This is a genomic window from Polaromonas sp. P4_H1 (assembly GCF_056400945.1).
In genome coordinates this window covers 85224-107944 of record NZ_JBFUKG010000002.1, presented here as the reverse complement: position 1 = coordinate 107944, position 22721 = coordinate 85224, and the positions used below count along the sequence as shown (strand labels likewise).

At 58.3% G+C, this 22721-nt stretch carries 22 protein-coding genes and 1 tRNA gene; 11 read left to right on the top strand and 12 right to left on the bottom strand.

Annotated elements, in window-relative coordinates; translation table 11 throughout:
• Positions 1 to 212: 212 nt before the first annotated feature.
• Positions 213 to 1598, bottom strand: a complete 1386-nt coding sequence (locus AC1DS5_RS03370; protein WP_477716844.1) for a GNAT family N-acetyltransferase — start codon at positions 1596 to 1598, stop codon at positions 213 to 215.
• 107 nt (positions 1599 to 1705) lie between these two features.
• Here AC1DS5_RS03370 and AC1DS5_RS03365 point away from each other — a divergent pair, with 107 nt between their 5' ends.
• Complete coding sequence (locus AC1DS5_RS03365; RefSeq protein ID WP_477716843.1) at positions 1706 to 3394, top strand: NAD+ synthase; 1689 nt, start codon at positions 1706 to 1708, stop codon at positions 3392 to 3394.
• A gap of 81 nt (positions 3395 to 3475) precedes the next feature.
• Positions 3476 to 3814, top strand: coding sequence for a P-II family nitrogen regulator (locus AC1DS5_RS03360; protein ID WP_011483231.1), 339 nt, complete (start codon positions 3476 to 3478; stop codon positions 3812 to 3814).
• Between the two features lie 79 nt (positions 3815 to 3893).
• Here the strand turns inward: AC1DS5_RS03360 and AC1DS5_RS03355 are convergent, their stop codons facing one another.
• From AC1DS5_RS03355 to AC1DS5_RS03330, 6 genes are all read right to left on the bottom strand, one after another.
• Entirely contained in the window at positions 3894 to 4496 is a 603-nt protein-coding gene (locus AC1DS5_RS03355) for an LOG family protein (RefSeq protein ID WP_477716842.1), read from the bottom strand.
• A complete protein-coding gene (locus AC1DS5_RS03350; RefSeq protein ID WP_477716841.1) occupies positions 4493 to 4939 on the bottom strand; it encodes a diacylglycerol kinase in 447 nt (148 codons plus the stop codon). Before AC1DS5_RS03350 ends, AC1DS5_RS03355 begins: the two co-directional genes overlap by 4 nt.
• 36 nt (positions 4940 to 4975) lie before the next feature.
• Complete coding sequence (locus tag AC1DS5_RS03345; protein WP_477717219.1) at positions 4976 to 5554, bottom strand: RDD family protein; 579 nt, start codon at positions 5552 to 5554, stop codon at positions 4976 to 4978.
• Between the two features lie 84 nt (positions 5555 to 5638).
• Positions 5639 to 6319 (bottom strand): DUF3106 domain-containing protein, encoded by a 681-nt coding sequence (locus AC1DS5_RS03340; RefSeq protein WP_477716840.1) that lies wholly within the window; start codon positions 6317 to 6319, stop codon positions 5639 to 5641.
• 120 nt (positions 6320 to 6439) lie between these two features.
• Positions 6440 to 6871, bottom strand: a complete 432-nt coding sequence (locus AC1DS5_RS03335; RefSeq protein WP_477716839.1) for a DUF3619 family protein — start codon at positions 6869 to 6871, stop codon at positions 6440 to 6442.
• Positions 6868 to 7434, bottom strand: a complete 567-nt coding sequence (locus AC1DS5_RS03330; protein WP_477716838.1) for an RNA polymerase sigma factor — start codon at positions 7432 to 7434, stop codon at positions 6868 to 6870. Before AC1DS5_RS03330 ends, AC1DS5_RS03335 begins: the two co-directional genes overlap by 4 nt.
• 336 nt (positions 7435 to 7770) lie before the next feature.
• On the opposite strand from AC1DS5_RS03330, the gene AC1DS5_RS03325 reads away from it, so the two are divergent.
• The 7 genes from AC1DS5_RS03325 (at position 7771) to pbpG (ending at position 17084) form a co-directional block, all read left to right on the top strand.
• A complete protein-coding gene (locus tag AC1DS5_RS03325) occupies positions 7771 to 9555 on the top strand; it encodes an acetolactate synthase 3 catalytic subunit (RefSeq protein ID WP_477716837.1) in 1785 nt (594 codons plus the stop codon).
• Positions 9556 to 9659: 104 nt separating this feature from the next.
• Positions 9660 to 10151: an acetolactate synthase small subunit gene (ilvN, locus tag AC1DS5_RS03320; RefSeq protein WP_011483239.1), complete on the top strand. Its 492-nt coding sequence runs from the start codon at positions 9660 to 9662 to the stop codon at positions 10149 to 10151.
• A 77-nt stretch (positions 10152 to 10228) separates the two neighbouring features.
• Positions 10229 to 11245: a ketol-acid reductoisomerase gene (gene ilvC, locus AC1DS5_RS03315; protein WP_477716836.1), complete on the top strand. Its 1017-nt coding sequence runs from the start codon at positions 10229 to 10231 to the stop codon at positions 11243 to 11245.
• 305 nt (positions 11246 to 11550) lie between these two features.
• Positions 11551 to 12363, top strand: a complete 813-nt coding sequence (gene pssA, locus AC1DS5_RS03310; protein ID WP_477716835.1) for a CDP-diacylglycerol--serine O-phosphatidyltransferase — start codon at positions 11551 to 11553, stop codon at positions 12361 to 12363.
• 176 nt (positions 12364 to 12539) lie between these two features.
• Positions 12540 to 14234, top strand: a complete 1695-nt coding sequence (gene leuA, locus AC1DS5_RS03305; RefSeq protein WP_477716834.1) for a 2-isopropylmalate synthase — start codon at positions 12540 to 12542, stop codon at positions 14232 to 14234.
• Positions 14235 to 14272: 38 nt separating this feature from the next.
• Positions 14273 to 15814 carry a 2-isopropylmalate synthase gene (locus AC1DS5_RS03300; RefSeq protein ID WP_477716833.1) on the top strand — a complete coding sequence of 514 codons (1542 nt, stop codon included), beginning with the start codon at positions 14273 to 14275 and terminating at the stop codon, positions 15812 to 15814.
• 208 nt (positions 15815 to 16022) lie between these two features.
• The gene (gene pbpG, locus AC1DS5_RS03295; RefSeq protein WP_477716832.1) at positions 16023 to 17084 is read left to right on the top strand and encodes a D-alanyl-D-alanine endopeptidase; all 1062 of its coding nucleotides are present in this window, start codon (positions 16023 to 16025) and stop codon (positions 17082 to 17084) included.
• 67 nt (positions 17085 to 17151) lie between these two features.
• Here pbpG and AC1DS5_RS03290 read toward each other — a convergent pair whose 3' ends face one another.
• The 3 genes from AC1DS5_RS03290 to aat form a co-directional block, all read right to left on the bottom strand.
• Positions 17152 to 17931, bottom strand: a complete 780-nt coding sequence (locus tag AC1DS5_RS03290) for an IclR family transcriptional regulator (protein ID WP_477716831.1) — start codon at positions 17929 to 17931, stop codon at positions 17152 to 17154.
• Between the two features lie 91 nt (positions 17932 to 18022).
• Positions 18023 to 18790 (bottom strand): arginyltransferase, encoded by a 768-nt coding sequence (locus tag AC1DS5_RS03285; RefSeq protein WP_477716830.1) that lies wholly within the window; start codon positions 18788 to 18790, stop codon positions 18023 to 18025.
• The gene (gene aat / locus AC1DS5_RS03280; RefSeq protein WP_477716829.1) at positions 18787 to 19554 is read right to left on the bottom strand and encodes a leucyl/phenylalanyl-tRNA--protein transferase; all 768 of its coding nucleotides are present in this window, start codon (positions 19552 to 19554) and stop codon (positions 18787 to 18789) included. Before aat ends, AC1DS5_RS03285 begins: the two co-directional genes overlap by 4 nt.
• Between aat and AC1DS5_RS03275 the strand changes: the two genes are divergently transcribed.
• On the top strand, positions 19553 to 19741 hold the full coding sequence (locus AC1DS5_RS03275) for a hypothetical protein (protein ID WP_477716828.1): 189 nt from the start codon (positions 19553 to 19555) through the stop codon (positions 19739 to 19741). The two genes, aat and AC1DS5_RS03275, sit on opposite strands and share 2 nt — an antisense overlap.
• 81 nt (positions 19742 to 19822) lie before the next feature.
• Positions 19823 to 19898 (top strand) — tRNA-Asn (locus tag AC1DS5_RS03270).
• Positions 19899 to 20086: 188 nt separating this feature from the next.
• On the opposite strand, the gene AC1DS5_RS03265 is transcribed toward AC1DS5_RS03270, so the two are convergent.
• Together AC1DS5_RS03265 and AC1DS5_RS03260 are read right to left on the bottom strand one after the other, a co-directional pair.
• On the bottom strand, positions 20087 to 21184 hold the full coding sequence (locus tag AC1DS5_RS03265; protein ID WP_477716827.1) for a DUF2279 domain-containing protein: 1098 nt from the start codon (positions 21182 to 21184) through the stop codon (positions 20087 to 20089).
• A gap of 301 nt (positions 21185 to 21485) precedes the next feature.
• Entirely contained in the window at positions 21486 to 22706 is a 1221-nt protein-coding gene (locus AC1DS5_RS03260; RefSeq protein WP_477716826.1) for an MFS transporter, read from the bottom strand.
• Between the last annotated feature and the right edge of the window lie 15 nt (positions 22707 to 22721).

Here is a 22721-nt window from a genome sequence, read left to right as displayed (position 1 = left end):
TGCCCATGGCCATACAAAATGCAGACCTCAGCCGACCCGACGCCAAACCTGCCAGCCCGGCAGCTCCAGCGTTACAAACCTCGGCTTCAGCAGCGAAACAGCCTGCACCGTCCGGGAAAACCGCCCATGCCTGGCCATTCATGGTGCGTCCGGGAGATGAGGCGAAGGCGCAGTGACGTAGTGAATGACGGGTGCCCTGCCTGGATGGCGCCTTACGTGGCCTGCCTGAAGGGGCTGCGCCGCTCCAGCTCTTCCATGTAGTTTTCAATTCCTGCGCCTTCGCGGGCGAGGAAGCGCTCGACGGCGTCGGCAAACGAGGGGTGTGCCAGCCAGTGGGCGCTGGTGGTTTTGACAGGCAACAGGGCTCTGGCCATTTTGTGCTCGCCCTGCGCGCCACCTTCAAAGCGCTGGTAGCCGTGTTCTATGCACCAGGCCAGCGGCTGGTAGTAACAGGCTTCAAAGTGCAGGCAGTCGACCCGCTCCAGGGCGCCCCAGTAGCGGCCATAGGCTATTTTGGGTGAATTTTTTAAGTTCGACTGATCTGTAGCCTCAGCCCCTGTAGATCCTGGATCGACAGCTATCAAACTAGTAGCTATTTTGCGTCCCCGTCGTTCCGCTACAAATAGCAGCCAGTTCTCGGGCATGGTGCGGGCCATGCGCGCGAAGAAGTCGCGGCTGAGATATGGCGCGTTGCCATGCTCGTAATAGGTGCGTTCGTAGCACCGGTAAAAGAAGTCCCAGTCCCCTTTGCTGATGCCCTCGCCCAGAGACCAGCGGAAGGTCACGCCAGCTTCAGCGACCTTGCGTCGCTCCTGACGGATTTTTTTGCGCTTTTCCTGGCTGAGGGTCATCAGGAAGTCGTCGAAGTCGCGGTAGCCGCATCCGCTATCGTTTTGGCAAGAAGTGTCTCCGGTGCTCCCTGAGCTGCCTGTCCTGTGCAGCACCGAAAGGGCGGAAGAGCTGACCGAGGCGGGAGTTGCACCGGCAGGCTCAGCCCGACCGGAACCGGTTTCAGTGGTCGGGGGGAGGTTATTGCTTTTGCTTTTGTTCTGCCAGTGAAACTGCACGTTGTGGCGCAGCATCAAGCCTGCTTCTTCGCAGGCCGCTACGTCCTCGTCGGCGGCAAACAGCAGGTGCAGTGACGACAGCTTTTCTTTTTCGCACCAGGCCACGAGCGCCTGGATCAGCAATGTGCGTGTCGCCGCGTCGCGTGCGAGCAGCCGCGCGCCGGGTACCGGGGTGAAGGGCGGGGCAACCACGGCTTTGGGGTAGTAGGCCAGGCCGTGTTGCTGGTAGGCGTTGGCCCAGGCCCAATCAAATACGTATTCGCCGTAGGAGTGGGTCTTGAGGTAAAGCGCGCAGGCGCCCGCCAGCACATCGCCCTGCCAGAGGGTGATGATGCGGGGCGTCCAGCCGGTCTCGGGCGTGGCGCTGCCGCTCTCATGCATTGCCGCCAGGTATTCATGGCGCATGAAGGGGTTCATGCCGCTGTCCGGACTTTGCGCCATCAGCAGGGAATTCCACGCAGTGCTGCTGATTGCCAGCGGCGAATCCAGCACGCGGATGACATAATTGTTTTCAGGCACGCAATCCCCCATACACCCTGAGTTCAGCCTGCCCTGAGCTTGTCGCCGGGGCCAGGGGTTGTGTGCATTGATTGACCAAGGCTTCGACAAGCTCAGCCCGAACGGAATTTGTTGTTTTCATGACCCTCAAAATCTGCGTTGCCCAATTGAACTACTGCGTGGGCGACATGCCGGGTAACGCGCAAAAAATCATTGATGCGGCCCGCACTGCCTATGCGGATGGTGTGCGCTTGCTGCTCACGCCCGAGATGGCGATTTGCGGCTACGCGGCCGAAGACCTGTTTTTGCGCCCATCTTTCATCCAAGCCTGTGATGATGCCGTGAATCTGGTGGCCCGTGAGCTGGCCGGGTTAAAAGGCCTGACGGTGGTGGTGGGCACACCTACGCGCGGCGACAACGGCAAGGGCCTGCGCACCAAGAGCGTGGAAGTACAGCAGCGCTACAACGCCGCCAAGGTGTTGCATGAAGGGCGCACCCTTGAAACCTATGCCAAGCGTGAGCTGCCCAATTACCAGGTGTTTGACGAGCGCCGCTACTTCACACCCGGGCAAGGCGTGTGCGTGTTTCAGGCCGGGGAGGGCGAAGACGCTATCAGCATCGGCCTGCTGATCTGCGAAGACGCCTGGTTTGAAGAACCGGCGCGGCTGGCCAAAGCGGCCGGCGCCGAACTGCTGGCCGTCATTAACGCCTCGCCGTTCCACGTGGGCAAGGGAGGCGAGCGCGAGCTGATGATGCGCAGCCGGGTGCAGGCCACCGGCCTGCCGCTGGTCTATGCGCATCTGGTGGGTGGTCAGGACGAGATCGTGTTCGAAGGCCATTCGTTTGCACTGCAAGCCGACGGCGCATTGGCCGGACGGGCTGAAAGTTTCAAGGAGAATTTTTTTGTAGTTCAGGCGGAACGTACGCCGGATGCTATCAAATTAGTAGCTGATATTGAACCAGATCGCAGCAACGAAGCCGACTTGTGGGACGCGCTCGTGCTCGGCGTGCGCGATTACCTGGGCAAAAATGGCTTTCCAGGCGCGATTCTGGGCCTGTCAGGTGGCATCGACTCAGCTCTGGTGCTGGCCATCGCGGTGGACGCGCTGGGCGCCGACAAGGTGCGTACGGTCATGATGCCGTCCCCTTATACGGCTGACATTTCATGGGTGGATGCGCGTGAGATGGCGCAGCGCCTGAAGGTGCGCTATGACGAGATTTCCATTGTTCCCGAGTTTGAAGCTTTCAAGGGCTCGCTGGCCCATGAGTTCAAGGGCCTGAAGGAAGACACAACCGAAGAAAACATCCAGGCGCGCATTCGCGGGGTGTTTCTGATGGCGCTGAGCAACAAGTTTGGCTCCATCGTGCTCACCACCGGCAACAAGAGCGAGATGGCCACCGGGTATTGCACGCTGTATGGCGACATGGCTGGCGGCTTTGCGGTCATCAAGGATCTTGCCAAGACGACGGTGTTCAAGCTGGCGCGCTGGCGCAACGAAAATGATCCGTATGGGACGGGTGCCAATCCGATTCCCGAGCGTGTCATCACGCGGCCGCCGAGTGCCGAGCTGCGCCCCGACCAGACCGACCAGGACAGCCTGCCGCCCTACGAGGTGCTGGACGCGATCCTGGAGCGCTACATGGAAAACGACCAGAGCGTGGAAGCCATCATTGCCGCCGGCTATGAGCGCGCGGTAGTTGAGCGCGTGGCCAGGCTCATCAAGATCAACGAGTACAAACGCCGCCAGGCCCCGGTGGGCATCCGGGTCACACACCGCAGTTTTGGCAAGGATTGGCGCTATCCTATTACCAGCAAATTTCGCGCCTAGAGCCGGGCTTGGGAGCCGCATTGGCGCTACATTCAAGGCAGTAGCCAATATTCAGAATTCAGAACCAACGGAGATCTTTCAGTGAAACAAATTACCGCGATCCTTAAACCCTTCAAGCTGGAAGAAGTCCGGGAGGCCCTCGCTGAATGTGGGGTCACTGGCCTCACCGTGACCGAAGTCAAGGGTTTCGGTCGCCAGAAAGGCCATACCGAACTCTACCGTGGCGCCGAATACGTGGTCGACTTCCTGCCCAAGGTCAAGGTGGAAGTGGTCGTGAAAACCGACGACGTGGAACGCTGCGTGGACGCCATCGTGCGCGCGGCACGCACCGGCAAGATCGGCGACGGCAAGATTTTCATCACCGCCGTCGAGCGCACGGTGCGTATCCGTACCGGCGAAGAGGACGAAGCGGCCGTTTAACCGGCCCCCACGCCCGTCACTTCGTGTATGAGGCGGCCCTTCGCTGCGTTCGGTGGCTACGGCGTTCTGCCGGGCAGCGTTAAATCTGGTCCAGCCGTGCGGTGGACGCCGTCATGCCCGCCGCCTGCACCAGTTGCTCCAGCAGCGCCTGCGCGTCCTGGCCGGTGCAAATCAGTTCCATCTGCCAGTCGCTCATGAAGCCGCTTTTGACGGCAGAGCCCAGAAACGCCAGCAGGCTGTCGTAATGGCCGGCCATGTTGAGCAGGCCCACGGGTTTGTCGTGGTAGCCGAGCTGGCGCCAGGTCCAGACTTCAAAAAACTCCTCCAGTGTGCCGATGCCGCCCGGCAGCGCCAAAAACGCATCGGCATGCTCAGCCATGATGCGCTTGCGCTCGTGCATGGTGTCCACTATGTGCAGCTCTGTGCAACCGGTATGGGCCCATTCCTTTTCCACCAGTGCCTTGGGAATCACGCCCAGCACGCGCCCACCCGCTGCCAGTGCAGCGTCTGCCATGATGCCCATCAGCCCATTGCGGCCACCGCCGTAGACCAGCTGGCCGCCGTGTCTGCCTATCCAGCTGCCGACTTCACGCGCCACCGCGGCAAATTCAGGGGTATTTCCGGGCCGGGAGCCGCAGTAGACACAGACGGAAAAAGCGGGTTTCAGGGTGCTGGAATTCATGCTGCAAACCGCTGAAACAGGGCCAGAGCCCACGTGCCTGCGCAAAGCAGCAGGCTGAGCAGCACGGCGGCGCTGCCCATGTCCTTGGCGCGCTTGGAAAGGTCATGCCACTCGGGACCAATGCGGTCAATCGCGGTTTCAATCCCGGTATTGAGCAACTCGACAATCATGATGAGAATGACCGTGCCGGCCAGTAAAACGGTTTCGACCCAGGTTCGACCCAACCAGAAGGCGGTCGGAACCAGCACGATGGAGGCAATGGCTTCCTGGCGAAAAGCCACTTCGTGCCAGCCGGCGCGCAAACCGGCGACAGAGTAGCCCAAGGCGTGCCAGACGCGGGAGAGGCCCTTGCGGTGTTTTTGAGGGTTGACGGGGTCGTTGGTGGTCACTCGAGGGATGGTGCTGGCTGCTGCGGTAGCTGAAAACGGGGCTTGTTCGGACATGGGGGCATTGTCTCGCAGCTTTGTGGCATGTTGATGTTAGGACGGATCGGGGGCTACTGGGTTGTTCTTCGGCTTGCGCTTGCCTTCGCGCTTTTGTTTTTCGGGCGCCACCCAGGTCACCAGCCTCGTGCCAGCCCAGGCGTCGTGCCAGAATTGCCGTTCGGGATGAAAGCGCGCCAAAATCGCCCAAATGGCGACCCAGCCCAGCGTCAATACGCCCCCTTCCGCACCTGAAAGGCCGAGCAGCCAGCTCGCACCGAGCGGCGGCAGAAACCACAGCCAGCTCAGCAGGTAGCGCAGCAGGGCGCGTTGCTGGGTAATGGGAGCGCCGTTTACATCGACCACGCGGATGTTCCAGGTCTTCATGGCAAGTGTCTGGCCTTTCGCCCAGAACCAGACAAAGTAAATGCCGAAAATGACAAAAACAAAGGCCTGCAAGGCATGGCGATTGTCCAGCGCATTGCGCGTCTGGCTAAGGGTGCCGAACAGATAGCCGGCGATGAAGACCACCCCGAACATGAGCAGGCCTTCATAGACCCAGCAGGCCATGCGCCTGGGAAGTGATGGTGTAGGCGGAAGAGGGGTAGGTGTGTTAACCGGAGTGTTGGATACTATCAATTTTATAGCGCCAAGTAGGCGCCCCAAATGGCTGCGGCACTGCTTATTAAATAACCTCGGCCAGTATGCACACTGGCGGGTTCAGCGCTGGGGTGCGGTACCGGGTCGGCTGTTGGCGGCTTCACCCGGGCGCGGTGCCGATGGGTTGCCGGCCTCCGCCGGTTGTGAAGGCATGATTTTAGGCGCAGGCTTGGGGGCCGGCTTGTTGGTATGGGGCGGAACGGCGGCGAGTTTCTGCGGAGCCACCGGCTTGACAGCCGTGGCGGCGCCAGTCGGCTTGGGGCTGGCCTTGGCAGCCAGCTTCTGTTTTTCTTCGGCGCTCAGGGCCTGGTAAGTTTCCCACTTGGCTTTTTTCTCTTCCGGCGTCAATTGCCCGGACAGTTCCTTTGTTTTGCCAAAGTTGAGCCGTGCCTGCGCGCGTTGCTGGGGGCTCAACATGACCCAATCGTTCATGCGGCTGTGCATGGTGGCCTGGCCTTCGGGAGGCAGCGAGGGGTAATTTTTGGAGATTTCCAGCCATTTGCGCTTTTGCCCCTCATTGATGGCGTTCCAGCTTGAAGCCAGCGGCTTGAGCGCCTGCTGCTGCATGGGCGTGAGTTCTGTCCAGGTAGGGCGAGATATGGCGGGCTTGACCTGCGGCGGCGCCAGGGATGGCTTGCCGGTTACCAGTGCGCTGGCGGGGGCTGCAGGCTGGGCTGCCTGGGCGAAACAGAAGGTGGGCAAGGCCAGCAGGCTGCTCACCAGCAGCCCAAGCGACAGCAACCGCAGCCTCAAAACCCGGCCACCCGGCGCTTGGCGCATCAAACAAGGTGGACGGTTCGCTAGCGGTTGGACGTGTAAGGCTGCTTGCGCGATCATTTGAGCAATGAGGAACGTCGGGGCTTAGCGCGTAGCCTTGAGAAACTGGACGAAGCCAGGGTCGGCGAATGCGTCGGGCGGTAGTTCATCGGTCAGCAGGGCCACGTCCACTTCGGCCAGTTCCCGGGCCTGGTTGTCGTTTTGAATCGAATTGATGACCAGCAAGCCGACCACCAGCGCGATGAGCGGCAGCACCGAGGCAATACGGGACCACCAGTTCAGGCCGTCATCGGAACCCCAGGTGAGCGCAGCGCCGCCGCCGGCATTGACAACGCTGCCGGCGGTTTCGGTTTTTGCGATTTTTCGCTGGGAAATCGCTTGGGCGCGGGCAGCACGCAGGCGTTCGGAGACGTCGTAAGGCAGGTCCGCTGCTCCAGAGGACAGGTACGAGACGGTTTTCAGGCCAAAACGATCCTGCAGGATATCGGCTCTTCTTTTATGTAATGAATTAGTCATAGTTTTAAACCTTTGGCGCTCAATGCTTTACTGAGGGCCTGAACTGCACGGGAACAGTGCGTTTTCACGCTTCCTTCCGAGCAACCCATGGCAGCAGCCGTTTCAGCCACATCCATCTCCTCCCAGTAACGCATCAGAAACGCTTCCCGTTGACGGCCGGGCAGCTCCTTGACCGCCAGTTCGATTTCCCGCAATACCTGGGCCCGTTCTGTGGCGTCCTGGGCGCTTTCTGTACCTTCAGAGTTTGTCAGGGCCTCTAAAGTTTCCAGAAGATCGAAATCTCCGTCTTCACCCGGCGATTCGAAGTCGCTCATGTTTGAAAACAGGGCGTTTCGGGTCTTGCGGCGGCGAAACCAGTCCAGGGTGGTGTTGGACAAAATGCGCTGAAACAGCATGGGGAGTTCGGCGGCTGGCTTGTCGCCATAGTGCTGCGCCAGTTTCATCATGCTGTCCTGAACGATATCCAGAGCGGCTTCTTCGTCCCGTACGTGATAAACGCTGCGCTTGAAAGCGCGCTTTTCAACGGTTTTCAGGAAATCAGAAAGTTCTTGTTCAGTTGCCAACGGTTTGGGGTTCCGGTTTGTCCCAGCACTGTCATTATTGTGTTTGCGGATACCGCCTAAACATGCCTGCCAAGCATGTATCTCAAGGATTCAGCCTCAAAATTATCGCATCAGGGTACCTGCGCATAGCCCTCGCCGGACACTTTTTCCGCCATTGCTGCTATTGCGCAACGCGAAATGTCATAATACGGCTTGCAATTCAAACGGCAAACGGGTCATGACTCGGCGGATTATGTCTCTGCTTATGGTTCTGGCCTCAAGTCTCAACGCCGCTTCACAAGAGTGGGCGAAGAGGCACCCAAGGTATTTCGTTAGAGAAATTCACAAAGGTTCATCATGGAAGTCTCCAAGGCGGAAATTGCTTCCGCGGCAGCCGCGTCTGCCAACACAAACGCAAATTCACAGGAACTCCGGGGCGCAGAAATCCTCGTGAAGTCGCTTCAGGCTGAGGGTGTCAAGTACATCTGGGGCTATCCGGGCGGCGCAGTTCTTCATATCTACGATGCTTTTTACAAGCAGGACTCGATCCAGCATATCCTGGTGCGCCACGAGCAGGCTGCGGTGCATGCGGCCGATGGTTATGCGCGTGCTACGGGGGATGTCGGGGTCGCGCTGGTCACCTCCGGCCCGGGCGTAACCAATGCCGTGACCGGCATCGCCACGGCCTATATGGACAGCATCCCGATGGTGATCATCACCGGCCAGGTGCCAACCCACGCTATTGGCCTGGATGCTTTTCAGGAATGCGACACCGTCGGCATTACCCGACCCATCGTCAAGCACAACTTCCTGGTCAAGGACGTGCGCCAGATGGCCGACACGCTTAAAAAGGCGTTCCATATCGCCCGCAGCGGCCGGCCGGGCCCGGTGGTGGTTGACATCCCCAAGGACGTTTCGTTCAACAAGACGTCGTACACCGGCTATCCGCAGAGCGTCGAAATGCGCTCCTACAATCCGGTGCGCAAGGGGCATGGCGGGCAGATCCGCAAGGCGCTGCAACTGCTCATGTCTGCCAAGCGGCCGTACATCTACACCGGGGGGGGCGTGCTGCTCAGCAATGCTTCGCAGGAGTTGCGCACACTGGTGGACATGCTGGGCTATCCCTGCACCAACACGCTGATGGGGTTGGGCGCCTATCCGGCCAGCGACAAGAAGTTTCTCGGCATGCTGGGAATGCACGGGACCATTGAAGCCAATAACGCGATGCAGCATTGCGATGTGCTGCTGGCGGTAGGGGCCCGTTTTGACGACCGCGTGATTGGGAACCCAAAGCACTTTGCGCAAAACGAACGCAAGATCATTCATGTCGACATTGATCCCTCGAGCATTTCCAAGCGCGTCAAGGTCGATATTCCAATCGTGGGCGATGTCAAGGACGTGCTGACCGAGCTGATCAGCATGATCCGGGAGTCCGGTCTCAAGCCCGATGCCAATGCACTGGGCGGCTGGTGGGAGACGATTGAAGGCTGGCGCAAGCGCGACTGCATGAAGTACAGCATGGGCAAGGGCGATGTGATCAAGCCCCAGCATGTGGTCGAGACGCTCTGGAACATGACCAAGGACGCCGACACCTACATCACTTCGGATGTGGGCCAGCACCAGATGTGGGCCGCGCAATACTACAAGTTTGACCAGCCGCGGCGCTGGATCAATTCGGGTGGCCTGGGGACCATGGGCGTTGGCATTCCCTATGCGATGGGCATCAAGCTGGCCAGACCCGACTCGGAAGTGTTCTGCATCACCGGTGAAGGTTCGGTGCAAATGTGCATTCAGGAACTTTCCACCTGCCTGCAGTACAACACGCCGATCAAGATCGTGTCGCTCAACAACCGCTATCTGGGCATGGTTCGCCAGTGGCAGGAAGTGGAATACGCCGGGCGTTACAGCAGCAGCTACATGGACGCGCTGCCTAATTTCGTGAAGCTGGCCGAAGCCTATGGGCATGTCGGCATGCTGATCGAAAAACCGCAGGATGTGGAACCAGCGCTTCGTGAGGCCCGCAAGCTCAAGGACCGCACGGTGTTCATGGACTTCCGCACGGATCCCACTGAGAACGTGTTCCCGATGGTGCAAGCCGGCAAGGGCATTACGGAAATGCTGCTGGGCTCTGAAGACCTGTAAACCCGCACCGTTCTATTTATCAACCGTCAACTGACGAATCTATTGTCTGCCAAGCCTGCGCATTACCGTGCGCGGGGGAGGGCAACGAAAAGAGGAATCTTCTTATGAAGCACATCATTGCAGTTTTGCTGGAAAACGAGCCGGGCGCTCTTTCCCGCGTGGTCGGCCTGTTCTCGGCGCGCGGCTACAACATCGAAAGCCTGACCGTCGCCCCCACCGAGGATCCGAGCCTGTCGCGCATGACCATCCAGACCACCGGATCTGATGACGTGATCGAGCAGATCACCAAGCACCTGAACCGGTTGATCGAAGTGGTGAAGGTGGTCGACCTGACCGAAGGCTCCTACACAGAGCGGGAACTGATGATGGTCAAGGTGCGCGCCGTCGGCAAGGAGCGCGAGGAAATGAAACGCATGGCTGATATATTTCGCGGGCGGATTATTGACGTGACTGAAAAAAGCTACACGATTGAGTTGACGGGCGACCAGTCCAAAAACGATGCGTTTCTGGAGGCGATTGACCGCAGTGCAATCCTGGAAACGGTGCGAACCGGTTCAAGCGGCATCGGCCGTGGCGAGCGAATTCTGAGAGTTTGAAGTTGCCGGTAAAGGCATCGCTTGCGGCGCTTTTGCCGGATTTGTTTGATTTATTTGTGATTACTTAGGAGCCAGAGATGAAAGTTTTTTACGACAAGGATTGTGATTTGAGCCTGATCAAGGGCAAAACGGTTGCGATCATCGGCTACGGCAGCCAGGGTCACGCCCACGCACAGAATCTGAACGACAGCGGCGTGAAAGTGGTCGTAGGACTGCGCAAAGGCGGCGCTTCGTGGCCCAAGGTCGAAAAAGCCGGCCTGAAAGTTGCCGAGGTTGCAGATGCCGTCAAGGCCGCCGATGTGGTCATGATTTTGCTGCCCGACGAACAGATCGGCGCGGTTTATGCCAACGACGTGGCACCCAACATCAAGCAGGGCGCTTCGCTGGTGTTTGCCCACGGTTTCAATGTGCACTACGGCGCCGTGATTCCGCGCGCCGACCTCGACGTCTGGATGGTCGCTCCCAAGGCGCCAGGCCACACCGTCCGCAACACCTACACCCAGGGTGGCGGCGTGCCTCACCTGGTGGCTGTACACCAGGACAAGAGCGGCAAGGCGCGCGATCTGGCGCTCAGCTACGCGATGGCCAATGGCGGCGGCAAGGCCGGCATCATTGAAACCAACTTCCGCGAAGAGACCGAAACCGATCTGTTCGGCGAACAGGCTGTCCTGTGCGGTGGTACGGTCGAACTGATCAAGGCCGGCTTTGAGACGCTGGTGGAAGCTGGCTACGCCCCGGAAATGGCCTATTTCGAGTGCCTGCATGAACTCAAGTTGATCGTGGACCTGATTTATGAAGGCGGCATCGCCAACATGAACTACTCAATCTCCAACAACGCCGAGTATGGCGAGTACGTGACGGGCCCGAACATCGTGACCTCCGCTACGAAGGAAGCCATGCGCAAGTGCCTGAAGGACATCCAGACCGGTGAATACGCCAAGAGCTTCCTGCTCGAAAACCGTGCCGGTGCGCCAACGCTGCTGAGCCGCCGTCGCCTGAACGCCGAGCACCAGATCGAGATCGTGGGCGAAAAACTCCGCGCCATGATGCCCTGGATCGCCAAAAACAAGCTCGTCGACCAGACGCGCAACTGATTTCACGATCCATCAGGCCTTGTCCTGCAAAGGGCCGCGCAATTTTCTTGCGCGGCCTTTTTATTGGCTGCGCGAAACTCGGGCAAGGTTCCCTGTCGCTTTGCCTTTATCCGGGCAATTGATTTGGTATCCTCAGACAGTCAACCTTCAAAGGACACCTTTTAACGCAGGGTGTGATTTCTGGGCCACGTTTGGCGGATATTGGTGTGCTATTGATTTGGTGTGCGCTACAGACGCCAATAAATGCTATGAATTGAATAGCATGTAACCATTGCACACAAGGCTTGTGCTTCAGGAGTATTTTTATGCATGACGGCGAGGAATCGAATTCAGTGCCCGACGAGATAGTCGTGCGCAAACGGCGTAAAGGCATTTACATACTGCCCAACCTGTTTACGCTGGCTGCGCTCTTTGGTGGCTTCTATGCCATCGTCATGGCCATGAACGGGCGTTTTGACCAGGCCGCCATTGGTGTATTTTGCGCCATGGTGCTCGACAGCCTGGATGGCCGGGTGGCACGCATGACCAATACCCAAAGCGCTTTTGGCGAGCAGATGGACTCCCTGTCGGATATGGTGTCTTTTGGCGCAGCACCTGCACTGATTGCCTATGTGTGGGCGCTGACCAGTCTTGGGCGCTGGGGCTGGATTGGTGCCTTTGTGTACTGTGCCTGCGCGGCATTGCGCCTGGCCCGCTTCAACGTCAACACCGCCGTGGTTGACAAGCGCTTCTTTCAAGGCCTGCCTTCGCCGGCCGCCGCGGCACTCGTGGCTGGTTTTATTTGGCTGATGACCGACGCGGGAGTCGAGGGACTGGAGGTTCGCTGGATTACTTTTGGCCTGACGCTTTACGCCGGTCTGACCATGGTGACCAATGTCCCGTTTTACAGCTTTAAAGACCTCAGCCTGAAGCGCAGTGTGCCGTTTGTCGTCATTGTGCTGATTGCGCTGGGAATTGCGGTGATCAACATTCACCCACCCACCGTGATGTTTGCGCTGTTTGTGCTTTATGGTTTGTCCGGTTATGTCTTGTACGGCTGGCGCAGGGCCAAGGGCCTGCAGACCAGCGTGATCTCGACGTCCACGGATGAGCCTGACGAGCGCGGTCTTCACAAATAAAGTGTGGTATATTTATTTCATGAAACAAATTTCGCTGGCACTACTGCTATCTCCCCACGGGCGGAGACGGTAGCGCGCACGCGTACACCCAATTCAACGGCCCGTTTGCAACAGCAACGGGCCGTTTTTCTTTGGGTTGCTGTTTTTTTGAAATCTTCAGAGTTGACGAGATGAACATGTTGAAAACACCTTCGAGCAAATACAAGTCCTTTCCCCCTATTCGCCTGGCCGACCGTAGCTGGCCTGATGCGGTGCTGACACGTGCTCCGATCTGGTGCAGCGTCGACCTGCGCGATGGCAATCAAGCGCTGATCGAGCCGATGGATATCCCGCGCAAGCTCAAGATGTTCGAGACACTCGTGAAGATCGGCTTCAAGGAGATTGAAGTCGGTTTCCCCTCGGCCTCGCAAACTGAATTCGACTTTCTCCGCCACCTGATCGACGACAAGCTGATCCCTGACGACGTCACCATCCAGGTACTCACGCAGGCCCGAGAGCCGTTGATCCGTCGCACGTTCGAGGCGCTCAGGGGCGCCAAAAAAGCGATCGTCCATCTCTACAATGCCACCGCGCCCGTCATGCGCCGGGTCGTGCTTGGCATGGACGAGGACGAAATCGTCAAACTCGCCACAGATAACGCGCGTCTTTTCATGCAGCTGGCTGCCGAGCAGCCCGGCACGCACTGGACATTCCAGTATTCGCCTGAAATGTGGTCGGGAACCGAACTCGAGTTTTCCCGGCGTGTCGTCGATGCGGTAACCGAGGTATGGCAGCCCACGCCCGGACACAAGTGCATCATCAACCTGCCGTCGACGGTGGAGCATTCCACTCCCAACATCTTTGCCGACATGATGGAGTGGATGCATCGGCACCTGGCGCGGCGCGATGCCATTGTCTTGTCTGTTCATCCGCACAACGACAGGGGAACGGGTACAGCGGCCGGGGAATTTGCCCTGATGGCTGGCGCCGATCGCATCGAAGGCTGTCTTTTCGGCAACGGTGAACGCACGGGCAACCTTGACCTCGTCAACGTTGCGCTCAACCTTTACACCCAGGGTGTATCGCCGGGCCTCGATTTCTCGGAAATCGACGAGATACGCCGCACGGTGGAGTACTGCAACCAGTTACCCGTGCATCCGCGTCATCCTTATGCGGGCGACCTGGTTTACACGTCGTTTTCTGGTTCGCACCAGGACGCAATCAAAAAGGCTTTCGCCGCGCGCAAGGAGGGCGATATCTGGGACATGCCCTACCTGCCCATCGATCCGAAGGACCTCGGCCGCAGCTACGAAGCGGTGATTCGCGTCAACAGCCAGTCGGGCAAGGGCGGTATTGCCTACCTGCTCGAAAGCGAGTTCGGCCTGGAGCTTCCGCGTCGCCTGCAGATCGAATTCAGTCAGGTTGTGCAGGGCGTGATGGATGCCACAGGCAAGGAACTGACGGCGCAAGATATTTTTGCGTTGCTTGAAAAAGAATATGGCGTTCAGACGGTCGCCGCACCTCAGCATCTTGTGATCGAGGAAACGGGCGGCGCCGATGGCAAGTCGTTCAACATCAAGGCCGACGTGCGAATCGCCGGCCGCAACCACCAGGTCGAAGGCAGGGGCACAGGCCCGATTGATGCCTTTGTCGCGGGCCTCAATGCGGCGACTGGCCATGCGGTTCGCGTTCTCGATTACCACGAGCACGCCATCGGCTCCGGTGCCAGCGCGCAGGCCGTGGCTTACCTGGAACTGCGCATCAACGACCAGACGCTCTTTGGCATCGGCATGGACGGCAATATCGTTTCGGCGTCGCTCAAGGCGATCGTTTCGGGCCTGCAGCGCAGCAGGGCCGGACAGGGCGTCGCTACGGCTACCATTGCGCATTGAGACCTACAGTACACCGACCAGCCCATCAGGAGCTTGCCATGACCGACAAACTTATCATTTTTGATACCACCTTGCGCGATGGCGAGCAGTCGCCCGGCGCGTCCATGACGAAAGATGAAAAACTGCGCATTGCGCGCCAGCTGGAGCGTCTCAAAGTTGATGTGATCGAGGCCGGATTCGCAGCAAGCTCCAACGGCGATTTCGAGGCCGTGCAGGCGATCGCCAATACGATCAGGGATTCCACCATCTGCTCGCTGTCGCGCGCCAATGACCGTGATATTTCTCGCGCCGCTGAAGCACTCAAAGGCGCCAACAACGCCCGTATTCATACCTTCATCGCTACCAGTGCGTTGCACATGGAAAAGAAGCTGCGGATGACACCGGAGCAGGTACTTGAACAGGCCAGGCTCTCGGTGCGTTTTGCGCGCAATCTGGTGGCGGATGTCGAGTTCAGTCCCGAGGACGGCTATCGCAGCGACGTTGACTACCTGTGCCGCGTCCTTGAAGCCGTGATTGACGAGGGCGCCACGACCATTAATGTTCCGGACACCGTGGGGTATGCCGTGCCGGAGTTGTACGGTCACTTCATCAAGACGCTGCGTGAACGCGTGCCCAATAGTGACAAGGCCATCTGGTCCGTTCATTGCCACAATGACTTGGGCATGGCGGTTGCCAATTCACTGGCGGGCGTGATGATCGGCGGTGCGCGGCAAGTGGAATGCACGATCAACGGACTCGGTGAACGCGCCGGCAACTGCTCACTTGAAGAAATCGTCATGGCCGTGAAAACACGCAAGGACTATTTCAAGCTCGACATGAACATTGATCCGCTGCATATCGTGGCTGCAAGTCGCATGGTCAGCCAGACCACCGGCTTCGTGGTGCAGCCCAACAAGGCCGTGGTGGGCGCAAACGCCTTTGCGCACGCGTCGGGTATTCACCAGGACGGCATGCTGAAGGCGCGCGAGACATACGAGATCATGCGTGCCGAAGATGTGGGCTGGAGTGCCAGCAAAATGGTGTTGGGCAAGCTCAGTGGCCGCAATGCCTTCAAGCAGCGATTGCAGGATCTTGGCGTGTCGCTGGAAAGCGAAGCCGACATCAATACGGCATTTGCCAGGTTCAAGGAACTGGCCGACCGGAAAAGCGAGATTTTCGACGAAGACATCCTGGCGCTGGTCAGTGACGAAAGCATCATTCATCATGACCAGGAGCAATATGGATTCGTGTCCCTGGCACAGCACAGCGAAACCGGTGAGCGGCCGCATGCGGTCGTTGTATTCACCGTGGCTGGCAAGGAAATGCGCGGCGAGTCAGACGGTAACGGCCCGGTAGATGCCTCGCTCAAGGCCATCGAAACGCATGTGAAAAGCGGAGCGGAGATGGTGCTGTATTCCGTGAACGCCATCAGCGGATCCACCGAGAGCCAGGGTGAAGTGACCGTGCGGTTACAAAATAATGGACGCGTGGTGAATGGCGTTGGGGCGGACCCGGATATTGTGGTGGCGTCGGCGAAAGCCTACCTTAGCGCGTTGAACAAGCTTCAGAGCAAGGCTGACCGCGTTGCTGCACAGGGTTGATCTCCCAGTCGTTGGCTTAAATATTGTTTATATTCAATGACTTAGAGTGATGTCATAGCGAAAATCTCAATCTGAGTTGTAGAACTTCCCCCCGAAACTGATGAGTTTTTAGGAAAGTCACGCAAGTTTTTGATATTGCGTGACTTTTTCTATTTGTATACACTGCATCCATTACTTACATTGCAATCCACGGCAGGCAAAATTCACCATGTCTCATCAGATTTTCAATCGCGCATTAAAAATCGTTGGATTCCTGGCTTTGTTTGCTGGACTTGCAATGCCGGTATCCAACGCGGCAACTGACAAGACCGAAATTGTAAAAAAGCAGCGCGCCGCGAAGACAACTGTTACCAAAAAAGCTGTCACGGCCCGCAAGAGTGCCCGGTTTACAGCGGGCACAAAAGGTAGAACCATTGTTCGCGCGGCTATTCCCGGCAAACCTTCTTTCGGTCAGATGGCCGGCCTGCATGGGGCCCAGGATCCACTGGAATTGAAGTCTAGTGTGGCGCTGGTCATTGACCAGGATACGCGTGAAGTACTGTTCAGTAAAAATGACCACGCCGTATTGCCGATTGCTTCACTCACCAAATTGATGACCGGCGTCATCATCAGCGGTGCAAAGCTGCCCATGGACGAGATGATCACGGTGACGCAGGATGACGTCGACACCGAAAAAGGCAGCAGCTCACGGCTCAGGGTCGGCACCACGCTGACCCGCGGAGAATTACTCCATCTGGCCCTGATGTCCAGCGAGAATCGTGCAGCGCATGCCCTGGGCCGTACTTACCCTGGCGGCATGCCCACATTCGTCAATCTGATGAACGCCAAGGCAAAGATGCTGGGTATGAATGACACCAGCTATGTCGAACCAACGGGCCTTTCCAGCCGTAACCAGTCCAGCGCGCAAGATTTGGCCGCGCTGGTCAATGCGGCGCATGGAGACCCGATGCTTCGTGAATTGTCCACGTCGACCGGCTATCAGGTGGCTGTCGGCAAGCGTACGCTGCAGTACAACAACACGAACCGTTTGGTGAAGAATCCGGAGTGGGATATCGGCCTGCAGAAAACCGGCTATATCTCTGAAGCGGGTCAATGTCTCGTGATGCAGACCAAAATTGCGGGCCGCAAGCTGATCATGGTGTTTCTCGATTCCGCTGGCAAGCTCAGTCGCCTGGGTGATGCCGAGCGCGTGCGTCGCTGGGTAGAGTCAACTCCTTTGACCGATAACAAGATAGACATCAGCGCTTCAGCCAAGCAAATTGGTGGTTGATGTCTGGCGGGGGTGCCCCGCGTTGTGTCATCGCGGCCCATGCGCAGAGCCGGGTGGACAGCCTCTTTTACTTGGCTTTGTAGCCCAGCGCCGCTGAAATTTCGTTGGCAGTCGCCTGCAGCTTGGGTAGCCAGTGCTCATCAAGCCTGTCGGCGGGGGCCGAAATGGAAAGACCAGCCACCAGCCTGTTCTGATCGTCGTAGATACCGGCTGCCATGCAGCGCACGCCCAACTCCAACTCTTCATTGTCGCGCGCAATGCCGTATTGTCGCGCCTTTGACAGTTCGCGCTCCAGTACCGATAACTGGGTGATGCTGTTACGGGTTTGGCCCGACAGGCCGGTACGAGTGGCGTAGGCGCGCAGCCGTTGTGGGTCGTCAAAAGCCAGAAACAGCTTGCCGACCGAAGTCAAATGCAGCGGTGCCCGCCCACCGATGGCACGCACCACCTGCATTCCGGATCGCTCACTGTAAGCACGTTCTACGTACACAATTTCATCACCCTGGCGCATGCTCAGGTTGACGGGTTGTTGAGTGAGCTTGTGCAGCTCGCGCATCGGCGTAAGCGCTGCGTCGCGTACGTTCAACCGCGCTTTGACGAGATTGCCCAGCTCCAGGAGACGCATGCCCAGCCGATAGTTGCCTGCTGCCGGACGGTCCACAAAACGCCCGGTGGCCAGGTCGTTCAGGATACGGTGGGCGGTGGAGGGGTGAAGCCCTGATTTTTCACTGATCTCCTTGAGGGAGACCGCCTCTTCGCGATTGGCGAGAATTTCAAGCAAAGTGAACATGCGTTCAATCACCTGAACGGTTGGGGTAGAGGCAAGGGCAGTGTCTGGCTTTTTCATGGGTATTACGTACTAAATTTTACCCTGTGAAATCGCAATGCACCTATTGATTTTGTTCGAGGCTATTTCGGTGATGAGTCCTTCGGCCAGATCAATCCGTTTTATGTTCCGGGGCCATAGCGGGGTGGGAGAGTGTCCATTGGCCGTTCAGCAGTACTTCGTTCGGTTTGAATCCGGCCTTGTAGCTCATTTTGGGACTTTGAGCGATCCAGTAACCCAGATACACGTAAGGCAACTCAAGCCGCCTGGCCTGCTCTATTTGCCAAAGGACGCTGTAGTTGCCATAGCTGGCTCGGGCGTCCGGTTCGTAAAACGTGTAAACCGCCGAGATCCCGTCTTCCAGCACGTCGAGAATGGAGACCATTTTCAGGGCGCCTGCCTCGCCATTGGGCAGGCTTTCCCGAAACTCCACCAGACGCGAATTCACGCGGCTTTGCAGCAGGAATTGCGTGTACTGGTCGATGCTGTCGTGGTCCATGCCCCCGCCCGCATGCCGGCCGTTCTGGTAGCGCAGGTAGAGCTGGTAGTGCTCTGGCATGAAACACAGCTTGAGTACGCGTGCCTGCATCGTGCGATGCCGGTTCCACGCGCGTCGCTGGCTGCGATCTGCCTTAAAGCTTTTGACGGGCACACGAAGCGGAACGCAGGCCTGGCATCCATCGCAATAAGGCCGGTAGGTAAACATGCCACTACGCCGAAACCCGTTGGTCACAAGCTCCGAATAGGCGTCGTTGTGGATGAGGTGACTCGGGGTAGCAACCTGAGAACGGGCCTGCCTTCCCGGCAGGTAGCTGCAGGGATAGGGTGCCGTTGCATAAAACTGCAAGGTTTGCAGGGGCAGATCTTTGAGGTGCGTCACGGTAGCCTCGGCTTTTCAGCCGCCAGTATCTGATTCCAGTATACGGTTTCAAATTGCCAGGCGGGAGTGGTTTTCCCCACGTTTTGACCGAGATGGGTCGCGAAAGTGGTGCGGTCAATTTCAGCCGCCCCAAGGGATGCCAAATGCCGGGTGTTTTGCTGGCAGTCGATCATGGTGATCTGGTGGGCGCGGCAAAAGCCCACCAGCGCAGCCAGTGCAATCTTGGAGGCGTCGGTCTGATGAGCGAACATGGATTCTCCAAAGACCATCCGCCCCAGCTTCACGCAGTACAGGCCGCCAACCAACTCGCCCCGTGACCATGTTTCTACGCTATGGGCGTGCCCGGCCCGATGCAGGGCGCAGTAGGCTTGCACCATGTCCGGAACAATCCAGGTGCCTGGCTGGCCCGCACGGGGTTGGCTGGCGCAGGCTTTGATAACGCGGTCAAAGGCACTGTCAAACCGTATTTCGCATTCTGGATCGTCCAAAAAACGATTCAGGCTTTTGCGCAGGGATCGATGCAGCTTGAATTTTTCGGTATGCAGCACCATGCGAGGGTCTGGACTCCACCAGAGCACCGGCTGGCCCAGACTAAACCAGGGGAAAATCCCGCGCGAATAAGCCTGAATCAACGTTGGCACATCAAGCGCCGCGCCAGCGGCCAACAGACCGGGGGCAGGGTCGTGACGCCCCCAAGCGAATTCCAGCGGAGGAAAATTCTCCCCGGCGGCAAGCCAGGGTACGGGGCGCGGCAGTTTTCCCATGGCTCAGAATCTCGGCAACATGAGGGCTTTAAAAATGTTTCAGGAGAGACATCTGCAGATGGTAGCTGAGCTGGCAGCTTTGAGTGGGCGCAGTGGATTGGCAGGGCTTGATGTTTTTGCTATTAAATCGATAGCAAATGTGTCCTGTATAAAAATCGGCGATCCTTGTTTGTTGTTTGTGGAATAAAAGACTGCCGATGAGGTGCGTTGATAAGAATGCGTCGCACGGAAAAGTGGAGAAAAATGACGCTATAATCTAAGGCTGTATTCCTCAATAGCTCAGTTGGTAGAGCGCCGGACTGTTAATCCGTAGGTCCCTGGTTCGAGCCCAGGTTGAGGAGCCATATAAGCCGCATCGGCATTGAAAAGCCCGCTATCGAAATGGTAGTGGGCTTTTTTACTTTTAGACAAGTATTAGGCAGCTGTCTAATATCCAGTGCTTCACAGGTACTCAACTTTGTTGGCGGCTGTGGTCAGCTTGGCGCGACTGGCTTATGTCGGGCTCGGTTTCCACCGGGTAGCCGTCAACCAGTCAACGGATGACGTGATCGGCCTGCATTGTGGCGGCGGGGATTTGTATGAACTCGAAGAAGGTCTCGGTCACGCGCTGGGTACGCGAGGGACTGGCGTTGCCCTTGTAAACCGTGTTGCGCAGCAGTTCCGACAGGTTGAGTGATATGCCGAAGTAGGCGTGGCGGGCCGGCGGAGTCAGCGCACGCGAGTTTGTGTCGAAGTTGCGCGTTCCGTAGCCGAGGTTAATCTCAAGGTACTTGAGCAGCGGGTGCTGCTTGAATTCCGGCACGCCGCTGGCCTTGAGCACCAGCAGGTAGCGCTGGCTGGAATAGTCGCCAAACGGATCGAATTTGTGCCCTCCTGACGGCGAGCTGTATTGAAGTCGTAGATCGATCAGCGCGTCCAGCTTCGGGTTGCGCTCCATCATATAAGCCAGTGCGCCGCCTGCAAGATTGGCCACGGCATCTTCTTTTGAGAAGCGCCATTTCTTGGAAAAGCCATCGATCAGCTCGACCCCCATCAAGGTACCGACCGATGTCCATAGACCCAGCTTCAAGGCGGTTGTTGAATCGTTGCCCGCCCACTCGAAAGCCCGCGTCAACAACCGGGTACCGGTATAGGCAAACATGGCATGGCCGAGCTTGTCGGCGCCCCCAGAATTCGTGTCCTGGCCGAACCATCCTTCATTGACGGTCTTAAAGCCGCCGGCGAACCCGTTTCGCCACCACTTGGCCCGCCCGTAGGCCAGCGTTCCGCCGATGCTGGTGGCCATCAGCGCAGCAGTGCGAAAGCGTGTGGTTCTTTCATTGAGCACTGCAGGCTGCGCGGGTACAGGTTCTGCTGCAGCAGATGCTTCGTCTACAAGCGTTCGCGGCTGATCGCCTGCTGGCTGGGCAGCGGGAGTCCCGGCGGTATCCGGTGTCATAGCCGCGGCGGTGGCGTTGTTCAGTACAGCAACTTCCCGGTCATCTTGCAGCGCTATTGAAAGTTGCGAGGCGAAGATCAGTCTTTCGTCGATGGTGGACGGCGGCGATGCAATACTGGAGGTAGAAAATAGACTGACTGCGGCGATCAGCAAGCCTGCGCAGAGGTTTCGAGGCTTAAGGAGGATGTACATGCCGCTGGTCCTTGTTAATTGCCTGCAGGCATTATGAGAGTCGCAGTGTATTTTCAGCTACTCCTGTGCGGGTCCTCTAATTCCAAAGGTGCGGTTTTGCCGTGACAAGCTTGGCAGTTCCTGGCGAAATGTGATGAGCGAAGGTGGGTATAAGTTATTGAAAAGTAAGGATTTTTATCCCCCCTGTTTCACCGTAGGCCCCTGGCTCGAGCCCAGGTTGAGGAGCGATATAAAGAAAGCAAGGGCCCGCACGTAAAGGTAAAGTGCAGGCCCTTTGTCTTTCTGTGATCGCGCCCTGAATTCACTGCCGGCGCATCAACTCCTCACGCCGGCGCAAGGCCCGCGCGAAGAAAATGCCGATGGTTACCAGCACGCCACCTCCCAGCGCGATCACGGAACCGGAGCCAATCCGCTCCACCAGGCCGGCGGCCAGCAACACGCCGACCGACTGGCCCATGAAGAGTGCCGAGGCGAAAAGCGACACGCCTGTGCCGCGCGCCTTGGGCGCCATCTGCGTGGCATTGGTCTGCATGGTGTTGTGGAACATGAAGAAGCCAAAGCCGGCGATCAGGCACGCCGGAAGGCTGGGCAACCAGTGCGGCGTGAACCCCAGCACCAGGGCAGACAGCCCCATCAGGCAGACCCCCAGCACGGTAAGCCCCTGTTCACCCAGGCGGCGAATCAGGTGGCGCGCCACCGCCATATAAAGCATGCCGCCCAGACCGAACAGCGCCACAATGGCACCAGCCGCCGACAGCGACAGGCCCTGCGCCCGGTGCAGATGCGACGCCCAGATGGCCAGAACGCCGAAGCCCGCCGCGCCTTCGACAAAAGCAACTGCCAGCACGATGCGCGACCATGGCCCGGTGACGATGATGAGCGCCTGCGCCACAAAACCAGGGCGAACGATGGGTTCGGTGCTGGTGACCGGTACGTGCGCAGCTTGCTGGCGGCGCCGGTCGACGTAGAGAAGCGATCCCACCACGCCGAACAGCAGCGTCATGAGACCGAACGCCCAGCGCCAACCCAGCGTGTCGGTCAGCAAGCCACCTACCAGCTGGCCACACACAATGCCCAGCGTGGTGCCAAGGCCGACACGTGCCAGCGTTTCCTGGCGCAGCTCGTAGGCGACTGTGTCGCCGATCCATGCCATGGATAGCGGAATAATGGCCGCGGCGCCCAGCGCAACCATGACACGCGCCAGCACCAGCATGTCCAGGCTGACAGCAAAAACCGACATAAGGCTACCAGCGCAACACGACAGCGTGGCAAAGGTGACGATGCCGAACTTGCTCAACCGGTCGCCCAGTGGGCCATAAACCAGCTGGGCCAGGCCGTACACCACCGCAAATACCGAGACCACCTGCGCTGCCTGCGCAAGGCTTGCGGAAAAAGTGCGCGACAGCTCGGGCAGCATTGCGTCGCAAATACGCTGTACCGCCATGCTGGCAAAGGTGGCAAACGACAGCAGCAGGACGGAACGTCGCGTAGCCGCAGAGAGGGTGACAGAAGCGGTGTTCATTGATGAATGAAGTCA

Excerpts from the sequence above, each read along its gene's own strand:
- pssA (WP_477716835.1), top strand. The coding sequence starts at position 11,551 with ATGCATGACGGCGAGGAATCGAATTCAGTGCCCGACGAGATAGTCGTG.
- ilvN (WP_011483239.1), top strand. The coding sequence starts at position 9,660 with ATGAAGCACATCATTGCAGTTTTGCTGGAAAACGAGCCGGGCGCTCTT.
- AC1DS5_RS03260 (WP_477716826.1), bottom strand. The coding sequence starts at position 22,706 with ATGAACACCGCTTCTGTCACCCTCTCTGCGGCTACGCGACGTTCCGTC.
- ilvC (WP_477716836.1), top strand. The coding sequence starts at position 10,229 with ATGAAAGTTTTTTACGACAAGGATTGTGATTTGAGCCTGATCAAGGGC.
- leuA (WP_477716834.1), top strand. The coding sequence starts at position 12,540 with ATGTTGAAAACACCTTCGAGCAAATACAAGTCCTTTCCCCCTATTCGC.
- pbpG (WP_477716832.1), top strand. The coding sequence starts at position 16,023 with ATGTCTCATCAGATTTTCAATCGCGCATTAAAAATCGTTGGATTCCTG.
- AC1DS5_RS03355 (WP_477716842.1), bottom strand. The coding sequence starts at position 4,496 with ATGAATTCCAGCACCCTGAAACCCGCTTTTTCCGTCTGTGTCTACTGC.
- AC1DS5_RS03275 (WP_477716828.1), top strand. The coding sequence starts at position 19,553 with ATGGCTCAGAATCTCGGCAACATGAGGGCTTTAAAAATGTTTCAGGAG.
- AC1DS5_RS03365 (WP_477716843.1), top strand. The coding sequence starts at position 1,706 with ATGACCCTCAAAATCTGCGTTGCCCAATTGAACTACTGCGTGGGCGAC.
- AC1DS5_RS03335 (WP_477716839.1), bottom strand. The coding sequence starts at position 6,871 with ATGACTAATTCATTACATAAAAGAAGAGCCGATATCCTGCAGGATCGT.
- AC1DS5_RS03350 (WP_477716841.1), bottom strand. The coding sequence starts at position 4,939 with ATGTCCGAACAAGCCCCGTTTTCAGCTACCGCAGCAGCCAGCACCATC.
- AC1DS5_RS03290 (WP_477716831.1), bottom strand. The coding sequence starts at position 17,931 with ATGAAAAAGCCAGACACTGCCCTTGCCTCTACCCCAACCGTTCAGGTG.
- aat (WP_477716829.1), bottom strand. The coding sequence starts at position 19,554 with ATGGGAAAACTGCCGCGCCCCGTACCCTGGCTTGCCGCCGGGGAGAAT.
- AC1DS5_RS03300 (WP_477716833.1), top strand. The coding sequence starts at position 14,273 with ATGACCGACAAACTTATCATTTTTGATACCACCTTGCGCGATGGCGAG.
- AC1DS5_RS03370 (WP_477716844.1), bottom strand. The coding sequence starts at position 1,598 with ATGGGGGATTGCGTGCCTGAAAACAATTATGTCATCCGCGTGCTGGAT.
- AC1DS5_RS03325 (WP_477716837.1), top strand. The coding sequence starts at position 7,771 with ATGGAAGTCTCCAAGGCGGAAATTGCTTCCGCGGCAGCCGCGTCTGCC.
- AC1DS5_RS03265 (WP_477716827.1), bottom strand. The coding sequence starts at position 21,184 with ATGTACATCCTCCTTAAGCCTCGAAACCTCTGCGCAGGCTTGCTGATC.